11 protein-coding genes are annotated in these 11,530 nt (G+C 50.8%); 8 read left to right on the forward strand and 3 right to left on the reverse strand.

Annotated features, from left to right (window positions below; all coding sequences use genetic code 11):
- From AC6R1O_RS12655 to AC6R1O_RS12670, 4 genes are all read left to right on the forward strand, one after another.
- A partial coding sequence (locus AC6R1O_RS12655) for a methyltransferase (RefSeq protein ID WP_500657144.1) occupies positions 1-620 on the forward strand: 620 nt, incomplete at its 5' end.
- A 179-nt stretch (positions 621-799) separates the two neighbouring features.
- Positions 800-1,765, forward strand: coding sequence for an ABC transporter substrate-binding protein (locus AC6R1O_RS12660; RefSeq protein ID WP_334552561.1), 966 nt, complete (start codon positions 800-802; stop codon positions 1,763-1,765).
- A gap of 77 nt (positions 1,766-1,842) precedes the next feature.
- The gene (locus AC6R1O_RS12665; protein ID WP_334552560.1) at positions 1,843-2,784 is read left to right on the forward strand and encodes an ABC transporter permease; all 942 of its coding nucleotides are present in this window, start codon (positions 1,843-1,845) and stop codon (positions 2,782-2,784) included.
- Positions 2,781-3,575: an ABC transporter ATP-binding protein gene (locus AC6R1O_RS12670; RefSeq protein WP_334552559.1), complete on the forward strand. Its 795-nt coding sequence runs from the start codon at positions 2,781-2,783 to the stop codon at positions 3,573-3,575. Before AC6R1O_RS12665 ends, AC6R1O_RS12670 begins: the two co-directional genes overlap by 4 nt.
- A gap of 28 nt (positions 3,576-3,603) precedes the next feature.
- Here AC6R1O_RS12670 and dusC read toward each other — a convergent pair whose 3' ends face one another.
- Positions 3,604-4,563, reverse strand: coding sequence for a tRNA dihydrouridine(16) synthase DusC (dusC, locus tag AC6R1O_RS12675; RefSeq protein ID WP_500632687.1), 960 nt, complete (start codon positions 4,561-4,563; stop codon positions 3,604-3,606).
- Between the two features lie 104 nt (positions 4,564-4,667).
- Between dusC and AC6R1O_RS12680 the strand changes: the two genes are divergently transcribed.
- The 4 genes from AC6R1O_RS12680 (at position 4,668) to serS (ending at position 8,700) form a co-directional block, all read left to right on the forward strand.
- On the forward strand, positions 4,668-5,273 hold the full coding sequence (locus AC6R1O_RS12680; RefSeq protein WP_500630319.1) for an SEC-C metal-binding domain-containing protein: 606 nt from the start codon (positions 4,668-4,670) through the stop codon (positions 5,271-5,273).
- A 58-nt stretch (positions 5,274-5,331) separates the two neighbouring features.
- The gene (gene lolA, locus AC6R1O_RS12685; RefSeq protein WP_334552555.1) at positions 5,332-5,928 is read left to right on the forward strand and encodes an outer membrane lipoprotein periplasmic chaperone LolA; all 597 of its coding nucleotides are present in this window, start codon (positions 5,332-5,334) and stop codon (positions 5,926-5,928) included.
- A 2-nt stretch (positions 5,929-5,930) separates the two neighbouring features.
- The gene (locus tag AC6R1O_RS12690; protein ID WP_500632690.1) at positions 5,931-7,277 is read left to right on the forward strand and encodes a replication-associated recombination protein A; all 1,347 of its coding nucleotides are present in this window, start codon (positions 5,931-5,933) and stop codon (positions 7,275-7,277) included.
- 115 nt (positions 7,278-7,392) lie between these two features.
- Entirely contained in the window at positions 7,393-8,700 is a 1,308-nt protein-coding gene (gene serS, locus AC6R1O_RS12695) for a serine--tRNA ligase (RefSeq protein ID WP_334552554.1), read from the forward strand.
- Between the two features lie 90 nt (positions 8,701-8,790).
- Here the strand turns inward: serS and ansA are convergent, their stop codons facing one another.
- Both ansA and sppA read right to left on the reverse strand, forming a co-directional pair.
- Complete coding sequence (gene ansA, locus AC6R1O_RS12700) at positions 8,791-9,807, reverse strand: asparaginase (RefSeq protein ID WP_334552553.1); 1,017 nt, start codon at positions 9,805-9,807, stop codon at positions 8,791-8,793.
- Between the two features lie 115 nt (positions 9,808-9,922).
- Positions 9,923-11,530: signal peptide peptidase SppA (gene sppA, locus AC6R1O_RS12705; RefSeq protein ID WP_500657145.1), on the reverse strand; the 1,608-nt coding region annotated here is incomplete at its 5' end.

Below are 11,530 nucleotides of genomic sequence, written 5' to 3' on the forward strand. Positions count from 1 at the left end.
CGGTGGCGCTTCACGCGTGTGGTGATTTACACGTTTCACTCATGCACAAGTCCATTGCCGCAAAGCTGCCCGCTATAACCTTATCACCTTGCTGTTATCATTTAATCGAAGGTGAGACCTATCAAGCTCTCTCGGCTCAAGGAAAGGCATCAAGCCTTGGATTAACCCAGCAAGAACTGCGGATCCCGCTACAAGAAACCGTGACTGGCGGCGAGCGAGTCAAACGCCATCGCCAACTGGAAATGAGGTATCGATTAGGTCTCGATTGTCTGTTTCGTCAAGCGTTGGATTATCGTCACTATGAGCCGATCCCCAGTGTAAAAAAATCACAGTTATCCGAAGGCTTTGAGTCGTTTTGTCACTGGGCATGTCAACAAAAGGGGATAGAATTACCGAGCGTTGACTTTGCTGACTATGAACAGCAGGGGATGAGGCGTTATTGGCAGATGGAGCGATTGAGTCTTTGTCAGCAAGTTTTTCGCCGTGTGCTTGAACTGTGGCTAGTGATGGACAAAGCGCTCTACCTAGAGCAGAACGGATACCGTGTCTACGTAGGCGAATTTTGTTCGAGAGAAACCACGCCGCGCAACATTTTAATCCATGCTGAACGTCAGTCGTGACTGAAGTCTACCCGCCTCTCTTTTTTGTTACTGCACTGTTAAAAGTTGCTTCCTTTTTCATCACCTTGTTGGTAATAATGAATACCATGCTCATACATGAAGCATGGGTATAACTATTACAAGCACACCCTCATTAATTACAAACACAACATCGTTATTGCTTATATCAAGGAGTTAAGATGAAAGCAGGTAAAATCTTTGCCACCGCAGTACTGGCCAGTGCGGCGCTTCTTAATGCAACCTCTATTGCAGCGAAAACTGCTACGGTTGCCGTTTCACAGATCGTTGAACACCCAGCGCTTGATGCGACTCGTCAAGGTCTATTAGATGGTTTGGCAGCGAAAGGGTACAAACAGGGCGAAAACCTAGAATTCGATTATAAAACCGCACAAGGTAACCCAGCGATTGCCGTTCAGATCGCTCGTCAGTTTGTTGGTGAAAACCCAGATGTATTGGTAGGCATTGCAACGCCGACGGCGCAAGCCTTGGTGTCGGCAACGCGTAACATTCCAGTGGTATTTACGGCGGTCACGGATCCAGTGGGCGCGAAACTGGTTAAGCAACTGGAACAACCGGGCAAGAATGTCACCGGTCTTTCCGACCTCTCGCCTGTCAAGCAGCATGTTGAGCTTATCCAAGAGATCTTACCTGAAGCCAAGTCTATTGGTGTGGTGTTTAACCCAGGTGAAGCCAATGCGGTGACGTTAGTCGAGCTGTTAAAAGAGGCCGCTGCGGAAAAAGGCCTAACGGTGGTCGAAGCGACGGCGCTGAAAAGTGCGGACGTTCAGTCAGCGACACAAGCCATTGCGGCCAAATCTGACGTAATTTACGCACCGACCGATAACACCGTTGCCAGCGCGATCGAAGGTATGATCGTGGCGGCAAACCAAGCGAAAACACCCGTGTTAGGCGGAGCAACTTCCTATGTAGAAAAAGGTGCGATTGCAAGCTTGGGCTTTGATTACTACCAAGTCGGCGTGCAAACTGCCGATTATGTCGCCGCGATTCTAGAAGGCGCTGAGCCAGGGACATTGGATGTCAAAGTGGCGAAAGGCTCTGATCTCGTGGTTAACAAAACGGCGGCTGATAAACTCGGCGTCACGATTCCTAGCGCCGTGATTGAACGAGCGACAAGCGTGAAGTAATTCACTGACGAGGGAGGCGCGTTCTCCCTCACCTCTCACCTGAAAAACGGAGAGTATTAGCAGAAAAGGGAGTTTTTATGTCTGCTTTCGCTTTTTTTGGTGCACTTGAGATTGGATTGATCTACGGCCTTGTGGCACTTGGCGTGTACCTTACCTTTCGTGTACTTGATTTTCCTGACCTAAGTGTTGATGGTAGCTTTCCTATGGGAGCCGCCGTGGCGGCGACTGCGATAGTTGCGGGCATTAACCCTTGGGTTGCAACCTTTATGGCTATTGTTGCCGGAGCGATGACAGGGTGGGTCACGGCCTTTCTTGCCGTGCGCTGTGGCATCTTGCATCTGTTGGCGTCGATACTCACCATGATCGCCGCATTTTCGATCAATATTCGCATCATGGGTCGCCCTAACATGGCGTTGTTGGGTGAAGATACCATTCTGACACCGTTCGAAACGATGGGCGATCCCATGTTGGTTCGACCGCTGTTAGTGGGCGTGTTGGTTCTGTTATCTGCATGGTTCGTCATTCGACTGCTCAACAGTGATTTCGGTTTAGGGCTGAGAGCGACGGGTGTCAATGCGCGCATGGTCTCAGCACAAGGTGCAAGCACCTCCTTTTACACCTATTTTGGCCTTGCTCTATCCAATGGATTCGTGGGTTTCGCGGGGGCCTTGTTTGCGCAGACCAATAGCTTTGCCGACGTGACCTCCGGGGTCGGAACGATCGTTGTCGGTCTCGCGGCGGTGATTCTTGGTCAAACTTTGATCCCGGGTCGACGAATTTGGGTCGCGGTGGTCGCGGTGATCGTCGGCTCTGTGCTCTACCGTTTGGCTGTCGCCTTTGCGCTCAGCTCTGGCATGTTCGGTTTACAAGCTTCTGATCTTAACTTAGTGACAGCAGTATTGGTTGCGCTAGCACTGATTGCACCGAAGTTGAAAGGCAACATAAAGGCAAAAAAGCCTAGTCCTGCCGAGGCACCACGGGCGTCAAAGCAAAACGATAGCAATGGAGGCGTCGCATGATTCGGCTAAAAGATATTCAAGTCACCTTTAACCCAGGGACCATTTTGGAAAATCGCGCGCTAAGAGGTGTCGATCTTGAGGTACCTCAGCATCAGTTTTTAACCGTGATCGGCTCAAACGGTGCGGGTAAATCGACGCTGCTTGGTGCCGTCACCGGTGAAACACCTATGGTGGGTGGACAAGTAGTGATTGATGAACTGGATGTGACAAGACAAACGGTTTCCCAGCGCGCCAGTCAATGTGCGCGCGTGTTCCAAGATCCGTTGGCAGGCACTTGTGGTGAGCTCACCATTGAAGAGAACATGGCGCTGGCCTATATGCGAGGCAAAAAGCGCGGTTGGAGTCTCTCCTTGTCGAGCAAACGGCGTCGTCTGTTTCAAGAGCGCATCAGCATTTTGGGCTTAGGGTTGGAAGACCGTTTGGGTGATAACATTGGTCTTTTGTCTGGCGGGCAGCGGCAAGCAGTCAGCTTGGTGATGGCCACTTTATCGGACAGCAAGTTACTCTTGCTTGATGAGCACACCGCCGCGCTGGACCCACGTATGGCCGCGTTCATTATTGATTTGACCAAAACCATTGTGAGCGAGTTCAACTTGACCGTCATGATGGTAACGCATTCGATGAAAGATGCACTTGCGTGTGGAGATCGCACCGTGATGCTCCACCAAGGTGAAATTGTACTCGATGTTCAAGGTCAGCAACGAGCGGGCATGACAGTGCCTGATTTGCTCGAGATGTTCACCAAAGTACGGGGCGAAGAACTGGCCGACGACAGTCTACTGCTCAATTAACGGCATGCATCCTAGAGAGTGTGTTTCTCTAGGATGCATTTTCTAACAGCGTTGCTTGATAACGCTCAATATGATCAACGATAGGCTGAGCTTTGTTGAAGGTGCGAATTTCGCGAAACAGCGCATCAGCTTGTGGGTATTGCTGACGCAAATAGGAGAACCACTGCTTCACGCGGTTCGGGTAGTAGAGCCCTTTATCGCCTTTCATCTCATACTGAGAATAGACCAGTAGCAGCTTGACGACGTCTTCCCACGGCATGGGGGCGTGATTGTGTTTGACCACGTTGCAAAGATTGGGCACGTTGAAGGCGCCTCGGCAAACCATGAGTGAGTCGACTCCAGTCGTCTCGATACACGCTTGGCCATCTTGATAGTTCCAGATCTCGCCGTTGGCGATCAGTGGGATAGAAAAACGTTGTCTAATCTGGTCAATGTACTCCCACTTAATTTCACTCGCTTTGTAGCCGCCCGTTTTGGTGCGCGCATGCACAGTGAGCTCATCGGCGTTGGCCGATTGAATGGCGTCAACAATCTCGAAGCAATCTTCCGGGTTCTCCCAACCTAAACGGATTTTGGCGCTGACAGGAACGCGCGGATCCACTGCGTCGCGGCATGCTTTGACGACATTGTGAATCAATTCAGGATGCTGCAATAAGGCGGCGCCACCTTTACTTTTATTCACAAGCTTGGCCGGGCAGCCAAAGTTAAGGTCAATCCCTCTTGCACCTAACTCCACTGCGCGCAGGGCATTTTCCGCCATCCAATGCGGATCTTGACCAAGCAGTTGGACATGAACAGGCACGCCTGATTTGGTTTGAGAGCCTTGTTGTAATTCTGGACAAAGACGATGAAAAACGTGCTCTGGCAGTAATTGGTCCACGACACGGACAAACTCGGTGACGCACAGATCGTAATCATTAATATCTGTGAGAATTTCTCTCATTAAATGGTCAAGGACGCCCTCCATCGGGCCAAGAACAACGCGCATAACACTCACCTCTTTGCGGGAGGCGTGATTCTAGTGGGTTCGCTTTCGATTGTCACTAGCTAGGGGTATAATGCGACGGTTTCTCCCAATCCAAAAGAAGCTAGATGACCTATCAATTGTTAATCCTTGACCCCGCCACCTGTGAAGAATCGCCTTTGTTTATTGAAGGACTTACCTTGGCCGCTAACCTAGCGACCAAGCCACTTGCCCCGCTGCAGTGGGTGGGTGAGATCTTGTCTGATCAGGTTGATGCGAATCTTATCGAGTCACATATCACCGCGCAGTACAGTGCGATCAAACGTAATGATTACTCACTGCTTGCGTTACTGGCTGAGCCGCGAGATGAGCAGCTGGCCGATGTGGCAGAAGGCTTCATGACCTTGTGGCCGACGATTGAAACCCAGTGGCAAGGCCTGACCTTGAGCGATGGCACGGAGCGCATGTTACAGGCACTATTGACCACCATGATGCTGGCCATTGATCAAGAACAAACCCAACAGCAAATGCGTGAAGCGGGCATCGATACGCCGCCAGCGTTAGAGGATTTGGTTGACCAATTAGATCTGATGCTGATCGAAGTGGCACAAGCGGCCGACGAGCAATTAGTCGGAGCGAAAGCGCAAAGCGTCAATCCTTACAAATCGATCGGTAGAAACGATCCTTGTCCGTGTGAAAGCGGCCGAAAATTCAAACAGTGCTGTGGTCAATAGAACAAAATACCGAGATGTAGGTCGAAAGACTGGGTCTACGTGTAAAAAAGGAACCTAAATGAAAAAATTAGCCGCTCTATTTTTGATGAGTTGTTCTGTCCTTGCTGCGCCGAAAGATGAGCTCAACGCGCGCCTACAAAAAACCGAAGGCTTCAGTGCCAATTTCAGTCAAAAAGTGGTCAGCCCAGAGGGCGACGTCGTTATGCAAGGTGAGGGGACAGTCGATATTTCGCGACCCAGCCTCTTTCGTTGGGAAACGACGCTACCCGATGAGAACTTATTGATCTCTGACGGCGAGAGCTTGTGGTACTACAGCCCGTTTATCGAGCAGGTGAGCATTTATTCGCAAGAGCAGGCGACGGAGCAGACACCTTTCGTGTTGCTTACCCGCAATCGAGCCAGTGATTGGGATAACTATCGTGTCAGTCAAGAGGGCGACCAGTTTACCCTTATTCCAACTGCTGTCGATTCAAACCAAGGTCAGTTTCGCTTAGAAATTAACTCGAAAGGTGCAGTCAAAGGGTTTAGCGTGGTGGAGCAAGATGGGCAAACCAGCAACTTTGTCTTTGATGATATTCGCCTTGGCAAGCCGTCGGCCGATAAGTTCACGTTCCAAATCCCAGAGGGTGTGGAAGTGGACGATCAAAGGAACTAATGGTGAGTAATTACTCGTTAGACTTCTCAGGGGACGAAGATTTTCGTCCTCTTGCCGCTCGAATGCGCCCGCAAACGGTGGAGCAATACATCGGCCAGCAACATATTCTCGCTGAGGGTAAACCGCTGCGCCGTGCATTGGAGGCTGGTCACATTCACTCTATGATTTTATGGGGGCCACCTGGAACCGGTAAAACCACCTTAGCGGAAGTGGCGGCGAATTACGCCAATGCTGAAGTGGAGCGAGTCTCGGCCGTTACCTCTGGGGTGAAAGAGATTCGCTCTGCGATTGAAAAAGCACGTGAAAACAAACTGACAGGTAGACGCACCATCCTATTTGTGGATGAGGTGCACCGTTTTAACAAATCACAACAAGACGCTTTTCTGCCACATATTGAAGATGGCACCGTGACATTTATTGGTGCTACGACAGAAAACCCTTCGTTTGAGCTTAATAACGCGCTGTTATCACGAGCTCGCGTGTACAAACTGACTTCGCTTTCTCAAGCGGAAATCCGCCAAGCGCTGGATCAAGCGATTAACGATACCGAGCGCGGACTCGGCCATATTGATGCGGACTTTGGCGAAGGTGTGCTTGAGCGTCTCTCTGAGCTAGTGAATGGTGATGCACGAATGTCACTCAATTATCTCGAGCTGTTGTACGACATGGCTCAAGATGATGCGCAGGGGCGCAAAGCCATTACCTTACCGCTGCTTGCCGAAGTCGCAGGTGAAAAAGTCTCCCGTTTTGATAACAAAGGCGATATATGGTACGACCTGATTTCTGCGGTGCATAAATCCATCCGTGGGTCTAACCCCGACGCTGCGCTCTATTGGTCGGCGAGAATGATTGCCGCAGGGTGCGATCCTCTTTATATCGCGAGACGCCTGTTGGCGATTGCGTCGGAAGATATTGGTAATGCGGATCCAAGAGCCATGCAAGTGGCGCTATCGGCTTGGGATTGCTTTACCAGAGTCGGGCCGGCCGAAGGTGAGCGGGCGATCGCGCAAGCGGTGGTTTACCTCGCATGTGCACCAAAGAGCAACGCGGTTTATAGTGCCTGGAAACAAGCTTTGGCCGATGCACACAACCTGCCTGAGTACGAAGTGCCTGTCCATTTACGCAACGCGCCCACTAGCTTGATGAAAGACTTGGGTTACGGCGCTGAGTATCGATACGCGCATGATGAGCCAGGTGCTTACGCCGCAGGCGAGCGCTACTTGCCACCAGAAATGAGTGAAACGCGATACTATCAGCCGACCAATCGTGGCTTAGAAACGAAAATTGGCGAAAAGTTAGATTACTTGGCTAGTTTAGACGCAAAAAGCCCACAAAAGCGCTATGAATAAGCGCCTATTTTAGATACATTTATTCGGTTGTGGTTTTGGTCAAGCACCACAGTGGCAGGCCAAAATCAGAAACGCACATTCTTAAAGCACATTATTGATAAGCATAGGGTTAACAATGCTGGATTCTAAATTACTTCGTACAGAGCTGGATGACACAGCTGCAAAACTAGCGCGCCGAGGCTTTAACCTTGACGTTGAGACAATCCGTACACTTGAAGAGCAACGCAAGTCGATTCAAGTCGAAGTTGAAAATTTACAATCCACTCGTAACTCCATCTCCAAGCAGATCGGTCAATTGATGGCGAAAGGTGACAAAGCCGGCGCAGAAGAGATCAAAAAGCAAATCGGTTCTCTTGGTAGCGATCTTGACGCGAAAAAAGCGGAACTGGACGTGATTATGGCGAAGCTCGATGACATTACGTTATCTGTGCCTAACTTGCCAGCAGAGGATGTGCCAGACGGTAAAGACGAAAACGACAACGTGGAAATCTCACGTTGGGGTGAACCTAAAACTTACGACTTCGAAGTGAAAGATCATGTCGATTTAGGTGAGATTGCAGGCGGTCTTGATTTTGCTAGCGCCACCAAGATCACCGGCGCGCGCTTTATTGTCATGAAAGGCCAGTTTGCTCGCCTTCACCGTGCGATCGCACAGTTCATGCTGGACTTGCATACCGAGCAGCACGGCTACACGGAAATGTACGTGCCGTACCTTGTTAACTCTGACAGCTTGTTTGGCACAGGACAACTACCTAAGTTTGGTAAAGACTTGTTCCATACCGAGCCGCTTGAAGAGAAAGCCAGCGACGAAGAGCTACGTCGTCTTTCATTGATTCCTACGGCAGAAGTGCCAGTGACCAACATGGTGCGTGACACCATCTCTGATGAAGCGGATTTGCCTCTAAAGATGACGGCTCACACCCCTTGTTTCCGCTCTGAAGCGGGATCGTACGGTCGTGATACGCGTGGTTTGATTCGTATGCACCAATTTGACAAAGTTGAGCTGGTTCAAATCACCAAACCAGAAGATTCAATGGATGCATTGGAAGAGCTAACGGGTCATGCTGAGAAAGTCCTGCAACTGCTTGAACTTCCTTACCGTAAAGTAGTGCTATGTACCGGTGACATGGGCTTTGGTGCGCGTAAGACTTACGATTTGGAAGTCTGGGTACCGGCGCAGCAGACCTACCGTGAGATTTCATCTTGTTCAAACATGTGGGACTTCCAAGCTCGTCGTATGCAGGCGCGTTTCCGTCGTAAAGGCGAGAAGAAGCCTGAGTTGGTCCACACACTTAATGGCTCTGGCCTCGCAGTGGGTCGTACTATGGTGGCGATTCTTGAGAACAACCAGCAAGCTGATGGCCGTATTGAGATTCCTGCCGTGCTGCAACCTTACATGGGCGGCGCGACGCACATCGGTTAATGACCTATCGGTGTCATCATCGTTGACATAGCTAGGGGCTGATGTTGAACATCAGCCCCTTTTTTATGATTTGATTTGAGTCACATCGGACTAGAGCGTCATCTCGCCGCGCAGCACCTGTTGCATTTGCACTTTTACCTCGTCGTAAGAGAGGTTTTGGCTGAGCAAATAATGCAGTTTGGCTAGCGCCGCTTCGCGCGTCATATCAAAACCGCTGATCACGCCTGCTTCAGCCAAGGCGCAGCCTGTTGCGTAACCGCCCATGTTGACTTTACCCGCCAAACACTGGGTTAAGTTCACGACGATCACACCACGTTCAGACGCCTCTTGAAGATGAGCCAGAAGCTGTGGGTTTTGCGGCGCGTTGCCAACACCAAAAGTCAGCAGAATCATCGCATTCACAGGTTGTAGCAGGGTGTTGCGAATGACTTCATGCGAGATGCCAGGGTACATGGTAATGACGCCAATCGGCTGAGGGGTAATATCATGCACTTTAAACTCGCCACTCGGCATTTGGCCTACCGTGACATCTTTGCTCACTTGAATATTAATACCTGCTTCCAACAGAGGAGGTAAGTTGGGTGATGTAAAAGCATTAAAGCCGTCGGCATGAGATTTTGTGCTTCGGTTACCGCGCATCAGTTTGTTGTTAAAAAACAGCGTCACTTCGTTGATGGGGTAATTGGCAGCGATGTGCAGGGCATTGAGCAAATTCGCTTGGCCGTCAGAGCGCAGTTCTGCCAGTGGAATTTGTGAGCCTGTCACAATCACGGGTTTACCTAAGTTCTCCAGCATGAAAGAGAGCGCGGAGGCGGTGTACGCCATGGTGTCGGTGCCGTGAAGAATGACAAAGCCGTCGTACTTGTCGTAGTTATCACGGATGTCGTCAGCAATTTGTTGCCAGTCGGCCGGGGTCATGTCGGACGAATCAATCAGCGGGTCGTATTCGTGAATGGTGTATTCAGGCATTTCTGGGCGGTGGAACTCCGGCATACTTGCGAGCTGTTTTTCCATAAATCCAGCCACCGGCACGTAACCGTGATCATGTGACTTTTTCATGCCAATTGTTCCGCCTGTGTAGGCGATGTAGATATGTTTTCTAGCCATGACTCAGAAACCGTATGTAGGGAAGTGTGCGCGATTATATATTAATTACTCGCAGAAAAAAGGGCATGGCAGCGTGAGTGGCGCTGTCATGCCCTAGGTCAGAGGAGTGCTTGTCCTATTGCACTTGGCAGTTCAAGCAAAACGCATAGTGACCTTTAGGATCATTGAAGCTTTGCAATAGGTCGGCATCACTACTCAATTGATGAATCACGGGAGAGAGTGAGGCGGGTAGCAGCGCGCTTACGTCTAAGCCAACGCGCACTTCCACTTGGTTGATAAGCTCTTGCAAGAACTGCTGCGCTGGAGAGAGTGGCTCTTCAACCCAGTAAATGTTGTAGTCCTCGACGTTAGCAAGCTCAGCCGCGAGTGCAATCGCATCGTCAAAATCACCAATTTTGTCGATAAGGCCTAGGTTTAGGGCGTCTTGACCCGTCCAAACGCGACCTTGTGCCAGCGCGTCCATATCTTTGCGCGGAATATCTCGAGCGTCGCTGACCAAGCCGACAAAGCGATGGTAGCCATGCTTGATACCCATCTGAATGGCTTGCGAGGCGCCGTCTGACAAACCGGTGGTCACACCGACATCAGAAAAGGGTGATGTGCCAACGCCATCGGTATAAATGCCGAGTTTGTTGAGCCCTTTTTCAAATGTCGTGATAACACTGAAGATACCAATTGACCCGGTGAGCGTCGTTGGCTGCGCCACAATGCTGTCGGCGCTCATTGATATCCAGTAACCGCCAGAGGCCGCTAGGCTCGACATCGACACCACCACAGGCTTGCCCGCCGCGCGTAGCGCTTCGACTTCATTGCGAATTACTTCTGAGGCGAAGGCGCTGCCTCCGGGGCTGTCAACGCGCAACACGACCGCTTTCACCTTGTCATCGCTGCGCGCTTGACGAAGTAAGGCAGCAGTGGTGTCGCCACCGACGGTACCACGCGGCTGTGAGCCGTCCATGATCGCGCCGCTTGCCACCACGACGGCAATATCATCTTGGGCAAGGTTCAGCGGCATGCGCATGGTCGGTAAGTATTCATAGTAAGTGATGTAGTTGTAGCTATCGTCACCATCACTGCCAAACACGTCGATCAGTTCGCTGCGCACTTGTTGGCGTGTCGCTAGTTGATCCACCAAGCCTAATCCTTTAGAGAGCGCCGCTAAATCACCTTGGTATTGCTCAAGCAGTGTTAGGAAGCTATCCATATCTGGATTGAGTTTTTCTGCACTGATTTGGCGGTTGGTCGCCACATCGTCAACGTACGCGCCCCACAGTTGACCGAGCCAACGTGACGCGGATTCACGCGCTTCATCGGACATATCATCACGCAGAAACGGTTCCACAGCCGATTTATAGCTGCCGACACGGAAAACGTGTGTGCTGACATCCAGCTTTTCAAGCAAGGTTTTGTAGTACAGCGAGTACGCGCTGTAGCCTTTGAGCATCACAGCGCCATCCGGGGCAAGATAAATCTTATCCGCGTAGCTGGCGAGGTAGTACTGGCTTTGGTTGTAGATGTCCCCGACCGCATAGATGGGCTTGCCCGATGCTTTAAACTCATTCAAGGCTTTGGCGATGTAACGCAGTTTCGTGAGATTGGTTTCCGGCATGTCACGCAGCGCGAGCACTAGGCCGCTGATGCTGTTGTCGTCTTTGGCGTGGCGAATGGTGTCCACCAGCTCAAACAGGACATTCTCTCTTGGCATCTCTTGGCCAAATAGGGA

This window comes from Vibrio sp. R11-SG3-ISO3-SZ (genome assembly GCF_059834345.1).

Bases quoted from the DNA above. Each gene is read 5' to 3' on its own strand.
- AC6R1O_RS12665 (WP_334552560.1), top strand. From the start codon at position 1,843: ATGTCTGCTTTCGCTTTTTTTGGTGCACTTGAGATTGGATTGATCTAC.
- dusC (WP_500632687.1), bottom strand. From the start codon at position 4,563: ATGCGCGTTGTTCTTGGCCCGATGGAGGGCGTCCTTGACCATTTAATG.
- ansA (WP_334552553.1), bottom strand. From the start codon at position 9,807: ATGGCTAGAAAACATATCTACATCGCCTACACAGGCGGAACAATTGGC.
- serS (WP_334552554.1), top strand. From the start codon at position 7,393: ATGCTGGATTCTAAATTACTTCGTACAGAGCTGGATGACACAGCTGCA.
- lolA (WP_334552555.1), top strand. From the start codon at position 5,332: ATGAAAAAATTAGCCGCTCTATTTTTGATGAGTTGTTCTGTCCTTGCT.
- AC6R1O_RS12680 (WP_500630319.1), top strand. From the start codon at position 4,668: ATGACCTATCAATTGTTAATCCTTGACCCCGCCACCTGTGAAGAATCG.
- AC6R1O_RS12670 (WP_334552559.1), top strand. From the start codon at position 2,781: ATGATTCGGCTAAAAGATATTCAAGTCACCTTTAACCCAGGGACCATT.
- AC6R1O_RS12660 (WP_334552561.1), top strand. From the start codon at position 800: ATGAAAGCAGGTAAAATCTTTGCCACCGCAGTACTGGCCAGTGCGGCG.